This window comes from Mesorhizobium sp. B2-4-6 (assembly GCF_006442775.1).
Taxonomy (GTDB): domain Bacteria; phylum Pseudomonadota; class Alphaproteobacteria; order Rhizobiales; family Rhizobiaceae; genus Mesorhizobium.
The window spans coordinates 98952-118900 of sequence record NZ_VFVI01000001.1 but is presented as its reverse complement, the minus strand read 5'-3'; the positions used below and the strand labels follow the sequence as shown (position 1 = coordinate 118900).

At 63.5% G+C, this 19949-nt stretch carries 15 protein-coding genes and 1 tRNA gene; 5 read left to right on the top strand and 11 right to left on the bottom strand.

What is annotated here, in order from left to right; all coding sequences use genetic code 11:
• Positions 1-14: 14 nt before the first annotated feature.
• Positions 15-1469, bottom strand: coding sequence for a glutamate synthase subunit beta (locus FJ957_RS00550; protein WP_140827374.1), 1455 nt, complete (start codon positions 1467-1469; stop codon positions 15-17).
• Positions 1470-1667: 198 nt separating this feature from the next.
• The gene (gene gltB, locus FJ957_RS00545) at positions 1668-6404 is read right to left on the bottom strand and encodes a glutamate synthase large subunit (protein ID WP_140827372.1); all 4737 of its coding nucleotides are present in this window, start codon (positions 6402-6404) and stop codon (positions 1668-1670) included.
• Positions 6405-6894: 490 nt separating this feature from the next.
• Here gltB and FJ957_RS00540 point away from each other — a divergent pair, with 490 nt between their 5' ends.
• Together FJ957_RS00540 and FJ957_RS00535 are read left to right on the top strand one after the other, a co-directional pair.
• A complete protein-coding gene (locus tag FJ957_RS00540) occupies positions 6895-7944 on the top strand; it encodes a low specificity L-threonine aldolase (protein WP_140827367.1) in 1050 nt (349 codons plus the stop codon).
• 24 nt (positions 7945-7968) lie between these two features.
• Positions 7969-8862, top strand: a complete 894-nt coding sequence (locus FJ957_RS00535; protein ID WP_140827365.1) for an MBL fold metallo-hydrolase — start codon at positions 7969-7971, stop codon at positions 8860-8862.
• Positions 8863-8868: 6 nt separating this feature from the next.
• Here FJ957_RS00535 and FJ957_RS00530 read toward each other — a convergent pair whose 3' ends face one another.
• Both FJ957_RS00530 and FJ957_RS00525 read right to left on the bottom strand, forming a co-directional pair.
• Entirely contained in the window at positions 8869-9621 is a 753-nt protein-coding gene (locus tag FJ957_RS00530) for a sulfite exporter TauE/SafE family protein (RefSeq protein ID WP_140827363.1), read from the bottom strand.
• 133 nt (positions 9622-9754) lie between these two features.
• The gene (locus FJ957_RS00525) at positions 9755-10222 is read right to left on the bottom strand and encodes an Hsp20 family protein (RefSeq protein WP_140827358.1); all 468 of its coding nucleotides are present in this window, start codon (positions 10220-10222) and stop codon (positions 9755-9757) included.
• Positions 10223-10742: 520 nt separating this feature from the next.
• Between FJ957_RS00525 and FJ957_RS00520 the strand changes: the two genes are divergently transcribed.
• Complete coding sequence (locus tag FJ957_RS00520; protein ID WP_140827354.1) at positions 10743-11699, top strand: alpha/beta hydrolase; 957 nt, start codon at positions 10743-10745, stop codon at positions 11697-11699.
• Between the two features lie 45 nt (positions 11700-11744).
• On the opposite strand, the gene hisN is transcribed toward FJ957_RS00520, so the two are convergent.
• Positions 11745-12518, bottom strand: a complete 774-nt coding sequence (gene hisN / locus FJ957_RS00515) for a histidinol-phosphatase (protein ID WP_140827352.1) — start codon at positions 12516-12518, stop codon at positions 11745-11747.
• A gap of 358 nt (positions 12519-12876) precedes the next feature.
• On the bottom strand, positions 12877-13818 hold the full coding sequence (locus tag FJ957_RS00510) for an N-formylglutamate amidohydrolase (RefSeq protein WP_140673697.1): 942 nt from the start codon (positions 13816-13818) through the stop codon (positions 12877-12879).
• 164 nt (positions 13819-13982) lie between these two features.
• Between FJ957_RS00510 and FJ957_RS00505 the strand changes: the two genes are divergently transcribed.
• Together FJ957_RS00505 and FJ957_RS00500 are read left to right on the top strand one after the other, a co-directional pair.
• Positions 13983-14345 (top strand): response regulator, encoded by a 363-nt coding sequence (locus FJ957_RS00505; protein ID WP_006199474.1) that lies wholly within the window; start codon positions 13983-13985, stop codon positions 14343-14345.
• Positions 14346-14461: 116 nt separating this feature from the next.
• Positions 14462-14536 (top strand) — tRNA-Val (locus tag FJ957_RS00500).
• Between the two features lie 74 nt (positions 14537-14610).
• Here the strand turns inward: FJ957_RS00500 and FJ957_RS00495 are convergent.
• The 5 genes from FJ957_RS00495 to FJ957_RS00475 form a co-directional block, all read right to left on the bottom strand.
• On the bottom strand, positions 14611-14904 hold the full coding sequence (locus FJ957_RS00495) for a DUF1330 domain-containing protein (protein ID WP_140827350.1): 294 nt from the start codon (positions 14902-14904) through the stop codon (positions 14611-14613).
• Positions 14905-15011: 107 nt separating this feature from the next.
• Complete coding sequence (locus FJ957_RS00490) at positions 15012-16442, bottom strand: hypothetical protein (RefSeq protein WP_246685741.1); 1431 nt, start codon at positions 16440-16442, stop codon at positions 15012-15014.
• Positions 16429-17397 carry a GDP-L-fucose synthase gene (locus FJ957_RS00485; RefSeq protein ID WP_140827349.1) on the bottom strand — a complete coding sequence of 323 codons (969 nt, stop codon included), beginning with the start codon at positions 17395-17397 and terminating at the stop codon, positions 16429-16431. Before FJ957_RS00485 ends, FJ957_RS00490 begins: the two co-directional genes overlap by 14 nt.
• Before the next feature lie 26 nt (positions 17398-17423).
• Positions 17424-18512 carry a GDP-mannose 4,6-dehydratase gene (gene gmd, locus FJ957_RS00480; RefSeq protein WP_140827347.1) on the bottom strand — a complete coding sequence of 363 codons (1089 nt, stop codon included), beginning with the start codon at positions 18510-18512 and terminating at the stop codon, positions 17424-17426.
• Between the two features lie 80 nt (positions 18513-18592).
• Positions 18593-19747: a dihydrodipicolinate synthase family protein gene (locus FJ957_RS00475; protein WP_140827346.1), complete on the bottom strand. Its 1155-nt coding sequence runs from the start codon at positions 19745-19747 to the stop codon at positions 18593-18595.
• Between the last annotated feature and the right edge of the window lie 202 nt (positions 19748-19949).

Sequence of the window (19949 nt, the reverse complement as noted above, 5' to 3'; positions counted from 1 at the left end):
CTCGTTAGCCCAATTTAACGCGGCAGAACCGTCGATCCCATCAGCGTCTCGTCGATCGAGCGCGCCGCCTGGCGGCCCTCGCGGATCGCCCACACCACCAGCGACTGGCCGCGGCGCACGTCGCCCGCCGCATAGAGCTTGTCGACACTGGTCCTGTAGTCGCGATCGTTGGCCTCGACATTGTTCGAGCGGCGGCTGTCGGTGACGACTTTGATCTCGCCGTCGAGCTCCTTCATCAGGCTGTCGTCCGCCGGTCCGGCGAAGCCGATGGCGATGAAGGCGAGATCGGCGCGGATGACGAACTCGGTGCCGGCGACCGGCTTGCGCTTGTCGTCGACCTCGCAGCAGCGCACACCGGTCAACTGGCCTTCCTCACCGATGAACTCCAGCGTCGCCACCTGGAATTCGCGCTCGGCGCCCTCGGCCTGCGAGGACGAGGTGCGCATCTTGGTCGCCCAGTAGGGCCAAACCGCAAGCTTGTCTTCCTTCTCCGGTGGCTGCGGACGGATGTCGAGCTGGGTCACGCGCACCGCGCCCTGGCGGAAGGCGGTGCCGATGCAGTCGGACGCGGTGTCCCCGCCACCGACGACGACGACATGCTGGCCGCCGGCGATGATCGGGTGCGAGGGCCACGCCACCGACTGGATCGGCTCGCCGCCGACACGACGGTTCTGCTGCACCAGATAGGGCATGGCGTCGTAGACGCCGCTGAGATCGGCGCCCGGAATACCGGCCGGGCGCGGCGTTTCGGAGCCGCCGCAATAAAGCACGGCGTCGAATTCCCCGAGCAGGTCAGCCACTTTCATGTCGACGCCGACATTGACGCCGCAATGGAAGGTCACCCCCTCGCCCTGCATCTGCTCGATGCGACGGTCGATATAGTGCTTCTCGATCTTGAAGTCCGGTATGCCGTAACGCATCAGCCCGCCGGGGCGGCTCTCGCGCTCATAGACATGCACGTCGTGGCCGGCGCGGCCCAGCTGCTGCGCCGCCGCCATGCCGGCCGGGCCGGAACCGATGACGGCAACCCGCTTGCCGGTCTTCCTTTCCGGCGGATAGGGTCGGATGTGGCCCGTCTCATAGGCTTTGTCGGCGATCGCCTGCTCCACCGTCTTGATGGCGACCGGGATGTCCTCGAGGTTCAGCGTGCAGGCTTCCTCGCAAGGCGCCGGGCAGATGCGGCCGGTGAACTCCGGGAAATTGTTGGTCGAATGCAGGTTGCGGATCGCGTTGTCCCAGTCGCCATTGTAGACGAGGTCGTTCCAGTCGGGGATCTGGTTGTGGATCGGACAGCCCGTCGGCCCGTGGCAGAACGGAATGCCGCAATCCATGCAGCGCGCGGCCTGTTTCTCGACCTCCTTGTCCGACATCGGCAGTGTGAATTCGCGGAAATGCCGGATGCGGTCCGAGGCAGGCTGGTACTTGTGCACCTGCCGGTCGATCTCGAGAAAGCCTGTTACCTTGCCCATAGTCAGTCCCTGCTGTCCGAAGGCACGCTTTTTGTCGGCGCACCCGTTAACCCCTTAAGGCTGCCCTGGCAACCGCACCTTGTTGGAGCATGACCTTCGCCCGAAAACCGGTTCCCACTTGTCGGGGTCATGCTCTCGGGGTCAGGATTGTTGGCGAGGATGCCGGCCGGAGAGCCATCTCTCCGGCCTGCCCGATGCTTATTCCGCCGCCACGCTCATGCGCATGCGTTCCATCTCGATCAATGCGCGGCGATATTCCACCGGCATGATTTTTCGGAATTTCGGCCGGAAGTTCTGCCAGTCGTCGAGAATCTCGCGGCCGCGCACCGAACCGGTGAAATGCACATGGTTCGAGATCAGCTGGTAGAGGCGTTCCTCGTCATGGCTGGTCATGTCGCCGGACACGTCGACGCGGCCCTTGTGATCGAGGTCGCCGCCGTGATGGAGCAGTTTCTCCATCAGGTCGTCCTCTTCCGGCACCGGCTCCAGCTCGACCATCGCCATGTTGCAGCGCTCGGCGAAATCGCCCTTCTCGTCCAGCACATAGGCGACGCCGCCCGACATGCCGGCGGCGAAGTTGCGCCCTGTCTTGCCGAGCACGACGACGATGCCGCCGGTCATGTATTCGCAGCCATGGTCGCCGACGCCCTCGACGACGGCCGCCACGCCCGAATTGCGCACGGCGAAGCGCTCGCCGGCGACACCGGCGAAGTAAGCCTCCCCTTCGGTGGCGCCGTAAAGCACCGTGTTGCCGACGATGATCGAGTCCGCCGCGACGATTCTAGCCTCTTCCGGCGGGCGGATGACGATGCGGCCGCCCGACAGGCCCTTGCCGACATAATCGTTGCCGGCGCCGACCAGCTCGAACGACACGCCGCGCGTCAGGAAGGCGCCGAAGGACTGGCCGGCGGTGCCGGTCAGCTTCACCTTGATCGTGTCTTCACGCAGGCCCTTGTGCTTGAAGCGCTTGGCGACCTCGCCCGACAGCATGGCGCCGACAGAGCGGTCGACATTGCGGATCGGCAGCTCGATGGTAACGGACTGCTTGGCATCCAGCGCCGGCTTTGCCGCCTCGATCAGCTTGCGGTCGAGCACGTCGTCGATCGGATGCTTCTGCCGCTCGGTCCAGTGCAGCGCCTCATGCGGCGCGTCCGGCTTGAAGAACATCTTGGAGAAGTCGAGCCCGCGCGCCTTCCAATGCTGGATGACGTCGCGCTTTTCCAGAAGGTCGGTGTCGCCGATGATCTGATCGAGATGGGTGTAGCCCATCTCGGCAAGCAGCGCCCGCACCTCTTCCGCCACGTAGAAGAAGAAATTGATGACGTGCTCGGGCGTGCCCTTGAAGCGCTTGCGCAGCACCGGGTCCTGCGTCGCCACGCCGACCGGGCAGGTGTTGAGGTGGCACTTGCGCATCATGATGCAGCCGGCCGCGATCAGCGGCGCGGTCGAGAAGCCGAACTCGTCGGCGCCGAGCAGCGCGCCGATGATGACGTCGCGCCCGGTACGCAGGCCGCCATCGACCTGCAGCGCCACGCGTGAGCGCAAGCCGTTGAGCACCAGCGTCTGGTGCGTCTCGGCAAGGCCCATTTCCCATGGGCTGCCGGCATGCTTGAGTGAGGTCAGCGGCGAAGCGCCGGTGCCGCCGTCATAGCCGGAGATGGTGATGTGGTCGGCGCGCGCCTTGGCGACGCCCGCCGCAACTGTGCCGACGCCGACTTCCGACACCAGCTTGACCGAGACGTCGGCCGCCGGATTGACGTTCTTCAGGTCGTAGATCAGCTGCGCCAAATCCTCGATCGAATAGATGTCGTGATGCGGCGGCGGCGAGATCAGGCCGACGCCGGGCGTCGAATGCCTGACCTTGGCGATGGTGGCGTCGACTTTGTGTCCGGGCAGCTGGCCGCCCTCGCCAGGCTTCGCGCCCTGCGCGACCTTGATCTGCATGACGTCGGAATTGACCAGATATTCCGCCGTGACGCCGAACCGTCCGGACGCGACCTGCTTGATCGCCGAGCGTTCCGGGTTCTTGCCGCCGCCGGGCAGCGGCAGATAGCGGTCGGCCTCTTCGCCGCCCTCGCCGGTGTTGGACTTGCCGCCGATGGCGTTCATGGCCCGCGCCAGCGTGGTATGCGCCTCGCGCGAGATCGAGCCGAACGACATCGCCCCGGTCGAGAAGCGCTTGACGATCTCGGCCGCCGGCATGACGTCCTCGATCGGGACCTTCTTGCGGCCGGTCTCTTCCGCGGTTCTGAGCTTGAACAGGCCGCGAATGGTCTGGGCGCGCGCGGTCGCGCTGTCGATCTGCGCCGAATAGTCCTTGAACGTATCCCATGAGCCCTGCCGCACGGCGTGCTGCAGGCTGGCCACCGCGTCGGGCGACCACATATGCGCCTCGCCGCGCATGCGGAACATGTATTCGCCGCCGACCTCTAGGTTGTTGCGCAGCACCGGATCGCTGCCGAAGCCATCGCTGTGGCGGCTGAGCGTCTCGGTCGCGATCTCGTCCAGGCCGACGCCTTCGATCAGCGTCGCGGTGCCGGTGAAATACTTCTCGACGAAATCGGACTTCAGCCCGATGGCGTCGAAGATCTGCGCGCCGCAGTAGGACTGGTAGGTCGAGATGCCCATCTTGGACATCACCTTGAGGATGCCCTTGCCGATCGACTTGATGTAACGCGAGACCACCTCGTACTCGTCGACCTCTTCCGGCAGCTCGCCGCGCTTGTGCATGTCGAGCAGCGTGTCGAAGGCAAGATACGGGTTGATCGCCTCGGCGCCGTAACCGGCCAGGCAGCAGAAGTGATGCACTTCGCGCGGCTCGCCGGATTCCACAACCAGCCCGACCGAGGTGCGCAGGCCCTTGCGGATCAGGTGATGGTGCACGGCCGCCGTCGCCAGCAGCGACGGAATGGCGATGCGGTCCGGACCGACCTGCCGGTCGGACAGGATGATGATGTTGTAGCCGCCGGCGACCGCCGCCTCGGCCCGTTCGCAGAGCCGGTCGATGGCGCCCTGCATGCCGGCAGCGCCCTCGTTCGAGCCGTAGGTGATGTCGATCGTCTTGGTATCGAAACGGTCTTCGGTGTGGCCGATGGAACGGATCTTCTCCAGGTCGCCATTGGTCAGGATCGGCTGTCGCACTTCGAGCCGCTTGCGGCGCGACGTGCCGACCAGGTCGAAGATGTTCGGCCGCGGGCCGATGAACGACACCAGGCTCATCACCAGCTCCTCGCGGATCGGGTCGATCGGCGGGTTGGTGACCTGGGCGAAGTTCTGCTTGAAATAGGTGTAGAGCAGCTTCGACTTGTCCGACATCGCCGAAATCGGCGTGTCGGTTCCCATCGAACCCACCGCTTCCTGGCCGGTGGTGGCCATCGGCGCCATCAGAAGCTTGGTGTCTTCCTGCGTGTAGCCGAAGGACTGCTGGCGATCGAGCAGGCTGACATCCTTGCGCAGCGCGCGCGGTTCGACCGGCTTCAGGTCTTCGAGAATGAGCTGCGTGTTGGCGAGCCAGGTCTTGTAGGGGTGTCTGGTCGCGATCTCCGACTTGATCTCCTCATCGGAGACGATGCGGCCCTTGGCGAGATCGATGAGCAGCATGCGGCCCGGCTGCAGCCGCCACTTCTGCACGATCTTTTCCTCCGGCACCGGCAGCACGCCGGCCTCCGACGCCATGATGACGCGGTCGTCATCGGTGACGATGTAGCGCGCCGGACGCAGGCCGTTGCGGTCGAGGGTGGCGCCGATCTGGCGGCCGTCGGTAAAGACCACCGCCGCCGGTCCGTCCCACGGCTCCATGAGCGCCGCGTGGTACTCGTAGAAAGCCTTGCGGTCTGCATCCATGAGCTTGTTGCCGGCCCAGGCTTCCGGGATCAGCATCATCATGGCGTGGCTGAGCGAATAGCCGCCCTGGAACAGGAACTCGAGCGCGTTGTCGAAGCACGCCGTGTCGGACTGGCCGTCATAGGAGATCGGCCACAACTTCGAGATGTTGTTGCCGAACAGTTCGGAATCGACCGAGGCCTGGCGCGCCGCCATCCAGTTGTTGTTGCCGCGCACCGTGTTGATCTCGCCATTATGCGCGACCATGCGGTAGGGATGCGCCAGCTTCCAGGACGGGAAGGTGTTGGTCGAGAAACGCTGGTGGACGAGGATCAGCGCGGTTTCGAAGCGCGGATCGGTGAGATCCTTGTAATAGGCGCCGACCTGATAGGCCAGGAACATGCCCTTGTAGACGATGGTACGCGCCGACAGCGACACGCAATAGGCGCCGATGTCCTTGTTGTCGTTCTCGGCATAGATGCGGCCCGAAATCACCTTGCGCAGCAGGTAAAGCCTGGCCTCATACTCCTCGTCGTCGGTAATGTCGGACGTGCGGCCGATGAACACCTGCCGATGGAACGGCTCGGATGCCACGATACCGGGCGCCTTCGAAAGCGACGAATTGTCGACCGGCACATCGCGGAAGCCGACGAGCGGCAGCCCTTCCGACTGCGCCGATTCGGCGATGATCTCTTCGATATGGGCGCGCAGTGCCGCGTCTTGGGGCATGAACCAATGGCCGACGCCGTATTGGCCGGCCGGCGGCAGTTCTACGCCCTTGGCGGCCATTTCATCGCGGAAGAAGCTGTCCGGAATCTGCACCAGCACGCCGGCGCCGTCGCCGACCAGCGGATCGGCGCCGACGGCGCCGCGATGGGTGAGGTTTTCCAGCATCGCCAGACCGTCCGCGACGATCTGGTGCGACTTCAACCCCTTCATATTGGCGATGAAGCCGACGCCGCAGGCGTCATGCTCGTTGCGCGGATCGTAAAGGCCCTGCGCGGTCATGCCGTTGGCAGTTCGCAGCTCTTTGGTCAGGACGGTATTTTTAACGGCTGTCGCTTTCGTCTGCGCGGCCCGGCCGTTGATCGCAGATGGCGTCAGTTCCGTCATCGTCCTATCCTCCGTTCTCCACCTTGGCCCCGACCGTTTCAGGGCGCTGGTTTGCCTTGGGAAGCATGATGCTTCCCCTTCATCCTGCGGCACGTCTCGCGAAATCAATCGAACCATACGGCTATACGCCCGGTTCGCATCCGGTATCGTACAGGCCAGAGCCGGGCCGTCTACCCGCCGCTCGCGACAATGGCCGGAATGGCAGCGATCATACGCCAGTCCAGCCTGTTTTGTGCGACAAAATAAGACAGCACTACTGTCCTAAATTTTTTATGCCAGAAATCAGGTGGCCACACAAGACCGATTCACAAAAAACTTGGCGGCGCCGCGACACAAAATTTCGTGACAAGCACAGGAAACGCAAGCTTTGGTCCGGGTCCTCTGGCCTCGATTGCTGGCTTCACCGCTTTGCCGATGATTGGCCCTTGCGCTTCGACTGCCGAAGCGGTCAAGTCCCGCCGCTTTTGCCAATCACGATATGGACCTTTCGATGTTCTTTGCATCCGACAACTGGGCGGGCGTCCACCCCGACATTTCGGCCAACCTGTCGCGTCATGCCGCCGGCACCGCCGTCGCTTACGGTGACGGCGACCTGGACCGCGCCGTCTATCGCCGCTTCAACGATATCTTCGAACGCGAGGTGCAGGTCTTCTTCGTCGCGACCGGCACGGCGGCCAACGCGCTTTCGATGGCTGCATTGAACCGCGTCGGCGGCATCGCGCTCTGCCATTCCGAAGCGCACATGAATGTCGACGAGTTCGGCGCGATGGGTTTCTACACCGGCGGCGCGCGCATGGCGCCGGTGCCGGGACCGCTGGGGCGCATGAACCCGGAGGCTCTCGACCGCGCGATAAGGCGTTATTCTCAGGATCTGGCGCCCGCCGGTCAGCCGATGGCGGTCACCGTAACCCAGGCGACCGAGGTCGGCACGGTCTACGGCGTCGACGACGTCAAGGCGATCGCAGAGGTCAGCCGCCGCCACAAGCTGCCGCTGCACATGGACGGCGCGCGCTTCGCCAATGCAATTGCGGCGACCGGCGTCAGCCCGGCCGAAATGACCTGGAAGAGCGGGGTCGACCTCATCTCCTTCGGCGGCACCAAGAATGGCTGCTGGATGGCCGACGCGGTGGTGATCCTCAATCCGGACGTCGGCAAGGATCTGCGCCTGCTGCGTCAGCGCGCCGGACAGACTTTTTCCAAGGCCCGCTTCATCTCGGCCCAGTTCGAGGCCTATCTCACCGACGATCTGTGGCTGCGGATGGCGAGGCAGGCCAATCAGATGGCGGCACACTTGGCCGAGACCATCGAGGACGCGCCGGTCGGCAAGCTCGCCTGGCTGCCGCAGGCCAATGAGGTCTTCGCCATACTCGGTCGGGCCACGGCGGAAAAGCTGCAGGCGGCCGGCGCCAAATTCTATGAATGGGGCGTGCCGCAGGGTTTCGATGGCCACCTCGGCGACAATGAAGCGATCTACCGCTTCGTCGCCAGCTTCGCCACCACGACGCAAGAGATCGACCGCCTCGGCCAGTTGCTTGGCTGAGTTTTTAATAATCGAGGCAAGCTGATGACCAGACCGCCTCTCGGCTCGACGATGCGGCTGATCCGTCCGGCGCCGAATGTGCTCGGCTTCTACGACGGCCGTGTCGATGGCGTACGCATCTGGTCGGACGAGTCGAATTGGCTCGACGACGGCGCTTACACGCTCGGCAACTGCACCTATGCGATCGTCGATGGATCGCAGGCGCTCGTCTACGACACGCACGTCTCCCTACCACATGCCCACTTCATCCGGCGAACCCTCGAAGAGCTGGGTGTGACCTCGATACGCGTCGTGCTCAGCCACTGGCATGACGACCATATCGCCGGCAACGAGGTGTTCCAGGATTGCGAGATCATCGCCAACACCCTGACTGCCTCGGCACTCGAACGCGGCCGCCCCGGGATCGAAAGCGGCAACCCGCCGATCAAGCCGCTCGTTATGCCCAACAGGACGTTCGACAACAGCCTCAGCCTGACGGTGGGAGCGATCCCGATCGAACTGCGGCAGGTCGAAATCCACAGCCATGACGGCACAGTGCTGCTGATGCCCCAGGCTGGCCTGCTGCTTGCGGGCGATACGCTGGAAGATTCCGTCACCTATGTCTCCGAACCGGAACGCCTGGGCGAACATTTGGTCGACCTCGAGCGCATGGCTGGCTGGCGGTTCGATCGAATCCTGCCCAACCACGGTTCCTTCGAGGCAATCGAAGCCGGCGGCTATGACAGAAGCTTCATCGCGGCGACCGAGGCCTATATCCGAAAGCTGCTTGCCTGCCGGCGAGATCCCAACCTGGCGAAGCAGGATTTGAGGACCTTCGGCGCCGACATTTTTGCGACAACGGCGGTTGAGTATTTTGCGCCTTATGAACCCGTTCACCGGCAGAACGTGGAGGCCGTTATCGCGGCGAAGCGCCGGTAATGTGCGCTAGGCGAGGAAGGGCCGCAGCAACAGCTCGACGCCGAGCAGGACCAGAAAAATCAGGAACCATCGACGGAAAGTCACCGGGCTGATTTTCTGGCGCAGCACCTGGCCCAGCCACATGCCGAGCAGGGCCGGCAGCACGGCGAGCGAGGACATCGCCAGATGCCCGGCCTCGAAGGCGCCATGCGAGGCAAGGCCTAGCGCCAGGGCGATCGTCGACACCGTGAAGGAGAGGCCGAGCGCCTGGATCAGGTCGTCCCGGCTCAAGCCCAGCGCCTGGATGTAGGGGACGGCAGGCACGACGAAGACGCCGGTGCCGCCCGTGACCAGGCCGGTGAGGAAACCCACGACCGGCGACGACCAGCGCTCCGCTTTCGCGGGAACGACAGGCTGCCGCGCGAGCAGGCTGTAGGCGGCATAGACGATCAATGCCGCGCCGAGGCCGGCGGTCGTCCATTTGACGTTGTCGCTGGCGAGCAGCCGCGAGCCGGCGATGGTGCCGATCAGGATGCCCGCCATCATCAGCCACAGCCGGCGCAGGATCGCGGAAAAACTCGGGCCGGCGAAAAGCTGCCAGACATTGGTGACGAAGGAAGGCACGATGAGCAGCGATGCCGCGGTCACCGGCGGCATGATGGTGCCCAGCAATCCCATCGCCAGCGTCGGCAGGCCCATGCCGGTCACGCCCTTGACGATCCCGGCCAAAAGGAAAGTGATTGCGACGGTGAGCGTCAGCAGAAGGGAAAAATCGGACATCGCCGTTCATGATCCGCCGCCGCATGCTTCAAAAGGGCCAGAAAGGCTCGTTGCGGGTGGCACGAAAAAGCGGCGCCTCTCGGCGCCGCTTCCGTCTCGGGAGGGAGACGTCGTCTGCGATGGAGCCCGCGGGTTACGCGGCGGCCTTGGCCTCGATCTGCTTGGCCTTGTCCGAAGACTGGGTAATCGCGATCTTGCGCGGCTTCAGCTCCTCGGGAATGTTGCGCTTGAGGTCGACGAAGAGCAGGCCATTCTTCAGCGTGGCGCCTTCCACTTCGACATGATCGGCAAGTTGGAAGCGGCGCTCGAAGGAGCGGGAGGCAATGCCGCGATAGAGCAGCTCCGAACCCTCGCCGTCGCCCTCTTCCTTGCGCTCGCCCTTGACGGTCAGCACGTTGCGGTGCGCCTCGATCGAGATCTCGTCTTCGGAGAAGCCGGCAACGGCCATCGAGATGCGATAGGCGTTCTCGCCGGTGCGCTCGATATTATAGGGCGGGTAGGTCTGCGCGGTCTCGGGCTGGCCGAGCGAGTCGAGCATGGTGAACAGCCGGTCGAAGCCGACAGTCGAACGATAAAGCGGGGAAAAATCAACGTGACGCATAGGTGTTCTCCTTTTGAGCAACATGGTTTGCGTGTGACCGGTGCGAAACCCTCGAAAGGCGTTCCGGATGGGCCAGCGGCCCCGACATCGGCAGCCACAGCCTTCATTTGGGAAGCTCAAAAAGCCATTTCAAGGTTTTCTTCGCGGTCGCAATGCGGCCACGTTCATGAACGGTGGATGAACCACCGCTTCGGCATCCGTTCAGTCATGCAGCGCTAGGCTTTGGTCACGTTCGAGCAATTCCAGGAAAAGCGTGAAGCGGTTTTCCGTCCGGAATTGCGTCAAGACACAGAGACAGGCGGCGCCTCTTTCCCTGCGCCGCGACGAGGCCGAACCGGGTGCAACGTCCCTTCCTCCCGGATCGACAGAGGCCGGAAGTGCGCCGCAGGCACTTCCGGCCTTCCCTCTGCGCTGGCAGCCGCGTAAATCCTCGCAACGCCTTTGCTTTTGCCGCCTGGCCGTCTATCACCATGCCGACGCCTCGCCCGTCCGGGCAAAAGAGCAACCATCGACGCGCCGAATGACGGATCTTTTCCATCGCACCGAAGACAATCCCGCGCCGCGGAATGCCGTGGGCGGCTTCTTCACCACGCGCGACGGCAAGAAGATCCGCTACGGCGTCTTTGCCGCTGTCAGCCGCCCGCTGCAGGGCACGGTGGTTCTGCTGACGGGGCGCAACGAATGCATCGAGAAATATTTCGAGACTATTCGCGATCTCGCCGATCGCGGCTTCAGCGTCGCTGTCCTCGACTGGCGCGGCCAGGGCGATTCCAGCCGCCTGCTGCGCGACCGCCAGCGCGGCTATGTCCGCAGCTTTCGCGACTATACGCGCGACCTCGAGCAATTCTTCGAGGAGATCGTACTGCCCGACTGCCGCGGCCCCTATTACATCCTCGCCCACTCCACGGGCGCGGTGATTGCGCTGCTTGCCTCGCCATCGATGGTCAACCGCGTGCGCCGCATGGTGCTGCTGACGCCCTTCCTCGCCGTGCCCGACCTACCGGTTTCGATAAGCACGGTGCGGCGCGTCTGCGCGGTCTTCTGCGCGCTGGGTCTCGGCTGGCTCTATGCCGCGCTCGGTCCGCGGCCGAAAGTGCCGCCGCCTTTCGAAATGAACAAGGTGACCTCGGATCCCGAGCGCTACCGGCGCAATGTCGGGATCTACGAGGCCTGGCCGCAGCTCGCGCTCGGCGGCCCGACGATCCGCTGGCTGAAGGCCGCCGCTGCCGCCGCGGAAGCCGTCAGCGATCCCGATTTCATGGCAAGGGTGAAGGTGCCGATGCTGATCGTCGCCGCCGGCGCCGACCGGGTGGTCTCGACCAGGGCGGTGGAAGCCTATGCCAGGAAACTGCGCGTCGGCTCGCTGTTGATGATCGACGGCGCCGAGCACGAAATCCTGCAGGAGAAGGACATCTACCGCGAGCAGCTCCTGGCCGCTTTCGACGCCTTCATTCCGGGCACCGGCGACGCTCCCTGAGCGCGATCGAAATCTTGCGGCGACCAGCCCTTGCCGCCGAGCGCATCAGCCGCGCAGCGCCGCCATCGCCGCCGCATGCAGTTCCGGCGTCGCGGCCGCCAGTATGTCGCCGCCCTTTTCCGCCGCTCCGCCTTCGAAAGTGGTGATGACGCCGCCGGCCTTCTCGATGATCGGGATCAGCGCCACGATGTCGTAGGGCTTCAAGCCCGGATCGGCGACAATGTCGACGCAGCCCGCGGCCAGCATGGCGAAGGCGTAGCAGTCGGTGCCGTAGCGGGCGAGTTGCACCTTTGTCTCGAACTGGTCGTAGCGCTTGCGCGCATCGCCCTTGAACAGGGCCGGCGTGGTCGTGAACAGCGTCGCTTGCGCAAGGTCGGTCGTCTTGCGGGTCGCGAGCCTGCGCGGGCCGCCCGGTCCCTCGTAGTGCGAGCCGGAAGCGTTGGCGTAGAACAGCTCGCCGGTGAAAGGTTGCGACATCACGCCCGCGATCGCGTCGCCATCGACGGTCAGCCCGACCAGCGTTCCCCACACCGGGACGCCGGAAATGAAGGCGCGGGTGCCGTCGATCGGGTCGATCACCCAGACATGCCGGCTGGCGAGGTTCTGGCTGCCATGCTCCTCGCCAAGGATGCCGTGCTCGGGATATTCGGACGAAATCAGCGCCCGGATCGCGCGTTCGGCCTCGCGATCGGCCTCCGTTACCGGATCGAAGCTTCCCGCAAGCTTGTTGGTGACCGCGCCCTGGCTGCGGAAGCGCGGCAAGGTTTCGGCGGCGGCGGCATGCGCGATGCGCCGCATGAAATCGGTGCTGATATCCAAAGTCGCTCTCCCCAATCGCGGCCCTTGCCGGCCGCGCTTTCTCGCGGAACAGGCGCGCTGAAGACCGGCCAGATGCCCGTTTTCTGTTGCCCGAATGTCACATCTGAGCCGCCGAAGCGGAATTTCCACATCATATTGAATTAAAAAAGCCCGCTGTCGATTGACATTTGTGCGGCGCACAATAATTTTGTCATCGGACAGGTTTTCCTGTCCATGCCCTCCTTGGGCGTTTCCTCCCTAGACTTCGACCGTGTCGTGAAAACGATGCGGTCTTTTTTTCGAGCAATTCCGGGAAAAGTGCGAAGCGGTTTTCCGTCCGGAATTGCGTTTATAAGAACTCGGCGCGCCGACCGCGCCGTCATTCCGCCGCCAGCGGCAAATCGACGAAATGATGATCGGGCATCGACATCAGGTCGGCCGAGAAGCGGGTGAGGTCGCAGGCCAAAGCGTCGAAGCCGGCCGATTTCTGGAACGTCCGCTCGTCCATGTAAAGCCCGCGATTGACCTCGATCTGCAGCGCATGCAGATGCCTTGCCGGCCTGCCGTAATGCTCGGTGATGAAGCCTCCGGCATAGGGCTTGTTGTGCGCGACCGTGTAGCCCATGTCGACCAGCAGGCTGATGGCCATCTCGGTGAGCGCCGGCGATGCCGAAATGCCGAACCGGTCGCCGATGATGAAGTCGGGCCGCACACCATTGTCGCCGACGCGAATGCTGGCCGGCATCGAATGGCAATCGATCAGCACGGCATAGCCGAACCTGGCATGCGTCCTGGTCAGGAGCCGCTTAAGCGTCTCGTGATAGGGCTTGTACACCGCTTCGACGCGTCCCACCGCCTCGGCCAGCGGCAGCCGGCCGGGATAGATATCGAGCCCCTCGCCGACCAGTTTCGGCACCGTGCCCAGCCCGCCGGCGACACGCGCCGAGCGGATGTTGCAGAAGGACGGCACCGGCTCCGCGAACATGCGCGGATCGAGTTCCCAGGGCTCGCGGTTGACGTCGAGATAGGCACGCGGAAAATTGGCGGCCAGCAACGGCGCGCCGAGCGCCACGGCGCCGCCGAAAAGCTCCTCGACGTAGCAGTCCTCCGACCGGCGAATGGCGTTGCGGTCGAGCCGCGCCATGGCCAGGAAGCGCTCCGGATAGTGGCGGCCGCTATGCGGTGAGTTGAACAGGAAAGGCACGCGCTGTTCGGCGCCCGATCGGATTTCGAAGGGTGGAACGACCGAAAAATCCTCGGCTGCCGTCTTCAATTTGTACGAACCAGGAAACAGCACTGCATCATGGCATGAAATTGCCACCTTGCGCCCGGCATGTCCAGCATTTCAGGCAGTGAAACCGCGCCTCGAGCCGGATGTCGGATGCCCTTCATTCACTTGATGTTTACCGGCTCCACCTCATATACAGGATGGTTAACGGCCTTGCCCGGCGGCAGGCTTGGGGCGGGTGATTCGGACGGGACATGATGGCACGCATTCTGCTGGCGGAAGACGATGACGATATGCGCCGCTTCCTCGTCAAGGCGCTGGAACGCGCCGGCTACCAGGTAAGCGATTTCGACAATGGCGCCAGCGCCTATGAGCGGCTGCGCGAGGAACCTTTTTCGCTGCTCCTGACCGACATCGTCATGCCGGAGATGGATGGCATCGAGCTTGCCCGCCGCGCCACCGAGATCGATCCGGACCTCAAGGTGATGTTCATCACCGGCTTTGCCGCGGTCGCGCTCAATCCCGATTCCAAGGCGCCCAAGGACGCCAAGGTGCTGTCGAAGCCCTTCCATCTGCGCGATCTCGTCAACGAGGTCGAGAAGATGCTGCAGGCGGCCTGAGCCGTCTTTAGGGAAGCGTTGGCGCATGCTGCGCCGATGCGACAAACGGAAGCCGTCTTTCCACATTCCCGCTATTGACGCGCCGGATCAAAAGTGGTGTATGCGCGGCTTCGGATGGGCGTGTAGCTCAGCGGGAGAGCACTGCATTGACATTGCAGGGGTCACAAGTTCAATCCTTGTCACGCCCACCATCCTTCCAATAACTTGGGCATCCGGCGAGTACAGAATCCTGCGCGTGGCTGTCTGGCGGCGCCGCAGATAGCGATTACCCGAGATCCCCTTCGAACATCACGAGCATACGGTTCGACGCCTTGAGCGCGAAGCGCTTGGCTTCCTCATAGGCCGGGTCGGCATAGCAGGCTTTGGCGATCTCCAGGGACGGAAATTCCACCAGGATCATGCGGCCGGCATCGCGCGCCTCAACGAGCAGAGGCGGCTGTTTTGTCGTGTTGGTCCGCGCCTGGTACTTTTCGCCGATAGGCTTCCACAGCCGGCCATATTCGGCCTGAGCCTCCTGGTCCGAAATCTCTGTTGCGACGATGAGCCAGTATCCCTTCACGCTGAAGCGCTCCCTGATGATTGCAGGCCTACACCATGAGCGCGCCGCCGTTGATGTGCAACAAATGGCCGGTGACGAACTCGAGATAGGGGCATGGCGGCAGTCGCCTATATTCGGACCCCGGCCTTCCAGAGCCGCAGCCGCGCTTTCGCCAGAAGACCGGACCGAGGCGTCGTCAATGGCCGTATGTGCCGTTTGATCCTCTTGAACAAGGCATTGGCCGGTTCCGCCTCCAGCGACCTCGCAATCATCCGCAGCGCCGGCTTCACCTTCCCGAACGCTTCATGGAGGATATGCGCCGAGCACGCCGCGGCGTAAGGATGCCCCTCTGCGGCGGCCGCGAAGAAAGCTTCGAAATCTTTCGACATGACATCGCCACGCCATGTCCGGCAGACCAGCACGCCAACCGCTCGCACTGGCATTGCCGGAGAGGCTTCGAATTGTCCCGTCATGAGGGCCTTCAAAACGGCTTCGCCTGACCGATAGTCGCGCTCGCGAAAGAACGCCGCCGCGATTTTGAGCGGATAGACGTCGTTCTGCGGATCCAGCGTGTGAGCCTTTTCGAGGATGTCTCTTGCCCGCTCGGGGCTGATTTGATCTTCGAGATCTAGAAATGCGCTTTGATAGCCGAAGGCCGCTTCGAGCGGGTGGTAGTCTGTCTGATGGCGGCTCAGTTCGGCCAGAATCATTTCCGCGGCTCTCGAACCGTCGAACAAGGTTTTCGGGTGGACGAGAGCGACATCGCCCATCGTCGATGCGATCGACGCATAGACGCTGCTGCCTGCATAGATTGTCCGGCACCGCGCCATCAGCCTCATTTCGAAGAATGCCTTGAGCGTCTCATCCCCGAATTCCGCCGATCCCAGATCGTCGCTCAGCAATGCTCCGGTTTCCGACCGCAGATATTCAAGCGTCGCGCGATCTTGACCGATCAGCAAGGTTGTCAGGCCTTTCGACGACAGCTCCGACGCGACGGCCTTGACCAAGGTCGAGGCCACGACCTTGTCGCTGAAATCCAGCATGAAGCGATACTTGCCGCGGACGATGTCGCCGCTGCGAAGGTGCAAAGCGGCGATCGGCCCTGGAAAGGGACGCTTGTCGGCGGCATCGAGCGCCTGGTTCACGGCCTGGGAAAAACCAAAACCCCGCAATGTCTCCGATCGTCGGACGAGTTCGGGTCGGCCCTGAAAAAAATCCAGTATCTCAAACTCGTTGCAGATCCAGCCGCGGAAACTTTGCCGTCCCGCCGCGGCATCGAGACTGGCACGCGTAAAGGCTATCTCCTCGAGGACATCGAAACCCGAGGGTTCGACCCTCTCCCCCAGCCAGTGTCTGTCGATGAAATCGGCGGAGAATATCTTGTCGACCTTCTCGACCGAGTGAAATCTGTCGTCATGCATCGGCCCCCAGGCAAAGCCGAAGCGATAGCCAAGCGTGTCGGCGAGGGACTTCGCGTTGACCATAGCCAGAAGGCGGCCACCCAAACCGTCGGTCCTGGTGGCGGCGATCACGGTCGAGGCTGGGTCATGCCGCGCCAAGACGGATATCGCCCTTCTCGATATGTTCGAGGAACCACGCATAGGTCTCCTTCAGCCCATCGCGCAGCGCGTATTTCGGACGCCAGCCGGTCGCGAAAAGGCGCGAGACATCCATCAGCTTGCGCGGCGTGCCGTCCGGCTTCGTCGGATCGAACACGATGGCGGCGCCGGCGCCGACGACCGATACGACGGTGCCGGCAAGCTCGGCGATAGTGACGTCCTCTCCGCTCCCGACATTGACGTGGCCATCGCCGGAATAATTCTTCAAAAGCCAGACAAAGGCGTCGGCCGCGTCGTCGACATGCAGGAATTCCCGCATCGGCCGGCCCGACCCCCACACCTGCAGGGTCTTTTGACCGGTGAGCTTCGCCTCATGCGCCTTGCGCATCAGCGCCGGCACGACATGGCTGCTGTCGAGGTCGAAATTGTCGCCCGGGCCGTAGAGGTTGGTCGGCATGGCCGAGATGTAGTTGACGCCATATTGCCGTCGGTAGGCCTGGCAAAGTTTCAATCCGGCGATCTTGGCGACGGCATACCATTCGTTGGTGGGTTCGAGCGGGCCGGTAAGCAGCGCGTCTTCCGGGATCGGCTGCGGCGCAAGCTTCGGATAGATGCAGGACGAGCCCAGGAACAGGAGCTTCTGCACCCCGCTGCGGAAGGCGGCCTCGATGACGTTGGTCTGCACGACGAGGTTTTCGTAGAGAAAATCCACCGGGAAGCTGTCATTGGCCAGGATGCCGCCGACCTTGGCGGCCGCCATGATTACCGCGTCCGGCCGCCGGTCCTCCATCCAGCGGCGCACGCCGGCCTGGTCGAGAAGGTCGAGTTCGCTGCGCGCCACCGTCACGATCTCGCAATTCTCGCCCGCCAGGCGGCGCACCAGCGCCGAGCCGACCATCCCGCGATGGCCGGCTACGAAAATTCGCTTTCCTTCTAGATCGAAGCTCTTGTCCATAACGCAACCTCTAGGTGGAACGACCGTTACGTCTTGCGCTGCCGACGCGCGCCAGGTCGGCGCGGACCCATTTCCGCCGCCAGATCCTTGAAGCCGACGGTGTGCGACCAGCCCAAGAGGCTCCTTGCCTTGGCGGCGTCGCCGACCAGCGTGTCCACCTCGGTGGGCCGGAAGTAGCGCGGATCGATCCGCACCAGCGCGGCGCCGGGGGCAGCATCGATGCCGACTTCATCGGCGCCGCTGCCCTGCCAGCGAATGATGCGTCCGGCCTCGGCGAAGGCGAGTTCCACGAATTCGCGCACCGAATGCGCCTGGCCGGTCGCAGGCACGAAATCGTCCGGCTCGTCATGCTGCAGGATGCGCCACATGCCCTCGACATAGTCGCGCGCATGGCCCCAGTCGCGACACGCATCGATATTGCCGAGATAGAGCGTGTCCTGCAGCCCGTGATGGATCGCGGCGACGGCACGCGTGATCTTGCGGGTGACGAAGGTTTCACCGCGCGTCGGACTCTCGTGGTTGAACAGGATGCCGTTGGCGGCGAACATGCCATAGGCCTGGCGGTAGTTGACCGTGATCCAGTAGGCATAGAGCTTGGCCGCCGCGTAGGGCGAGCGCGGCCGGAACGGCGTGCTCTCGCTTTGCGGAACCTCGGCCGCCTCGCCATAAAGCTCCGAGGTCGAAGCCTGATAGAAGCGCACCGATTTCTCCAGGCCGAGAATGCGGATCGCCTCCAGAAGCCTCAATGTCCCCAGCGCATCGGCATCGGCCGTGTATTCCGGCGTCTCGAAGCTCACCTGGACGTGGCTTTCCGCGCCGAGATTGTAGATTTCGCTGGGCTTCGTCTCCTGCACGAGGCGGATCAGATTGGTCGCGTCGGTCAGATCGCCATGATGCAGGAAAAAGCGCGCCCCGCTCTCATGCGGATCGACATAGATGTCGTTGACGCGCTCGGTGTTGAAAGAGGACGACCGGCGTTTGACGCCGTGGACGGTGTAGCCCTTGCCGAGCAGCAGTTCGGCCAGATAAGCCCCGTCCTGCCCGGTAACGCCGGTGATAAGGGCGACCCTGTCTGCCAGGGCAACTTTGTCTGCCAGGGCGACTTTGTCCGCCATTGCCATATTCGTCCCCGCCTATTTCGGCAAGCGAATACGATTTACCGGCGGAACGCAAATCCCCCGCGCGGGGGATGGGCTCAGATGCCCGCCATCGCCAGCAGGGTCTTCATCCTGGCGACGGCAAGCTCTGGGTCTGCCAGCAGGCCGGCCTGGTCGGAGAGCCGAAAGACGTCGGCGTAATGGCATATGCCGCGCGCCGACTGCATGCCGCCGATCATGGTGAAATGGTTCTGGTGCCCGTTCAGCCAGGCCATGAAGACGATGCCGGCCTTGTAGTATTCGGTCGGCGCCTCGAAGATCTTGCGCGACAGCGGCACGGTCGGCACCATCAGCGCGTCGTAGCCGGCCTTGTCGCCTTCTGCCAGCTTCGCCAGCGCGGCATTTGCCACGGGTGCGATGGCGTCGAAAATGCCGAGCAGCGCGTGCGAATGCCGGCTGCCGTCGCCGGCGATCAGTTCCGGATAATTGAAATCGTCGCCGGTGAACATCACCACCCCGCCGGGCAGGCGGCCGCGCAGCAGCACTTCCTTCTCGGCATCGAGCAGCGATATCTTTATGCCCTCGACCTTGTCGGCGTGCCGCCCGATGATGGCGACGACCGTGTCAAGCGCGGCGTCGAAGTCGTTGCTGCCCCAATAACCCTTGAGCGCCGGATCGAACATGTCGCCCAGCCAGTGCAGGATGACCTTGCCCGACGCCTGGGAGAGCATGCGGTCGTAGACGCGGGCATAATCGTCAGGCCCCTTGGCGATCGCCGCCAGCGCGCGGCTCGCCATCATGATCGCCTTGCCGCCCTCGCCTTCGATGAAGGCGAATTGTTCTTCATAGGCGCGGATGACGTCGTCGACCGTTTTGGCCGCCGTCGGCGCCAGATGATCGGTCCCCGCCCCCGAGGCGAGGTCGGCGCCCGCCACCGTTTTAGCCTCCGCGATCGAGCGGCGGATCAGCTCCTTCGCGCTCGCCCAGTCGAAACCCATGCCGCGCTGGGACGTGTCCATGGCCTCGGCGATGCGGAAGCCGAGCCGCCACAGATGATGGCGAAACGCCATCGTCCTGTCCCAGTCGACTGCTGGCCGCGACCATGGATTGGCCATGGCGATGGGGTCGGCAACGACGTGGGCGGCGGCATAGGCGATGCGTGAAAACCGCGCGCCCATGCTCGGTTCGACCGGTTTGCCGACGAGCCGGTAGCTGACCCGGTCGCCATTTGCCGCAGGCAAGATGATGTCCATGGAACTCTCCCGTTGCGGTCGCTATAAATGGAACGTTCCAATAAATCAAGAACCTTTATGATTCAAGGCACCCAGTCCGGTAGAGCATCGGTGTCCCTAGAACAATCCTTGCATTCCTTGAGATATTGAACCGCTCCAATCAATTTTTTGAATCTCATCGGAATCGCAATTGACTCTGATTTCGAACGATGATTAGAACGTT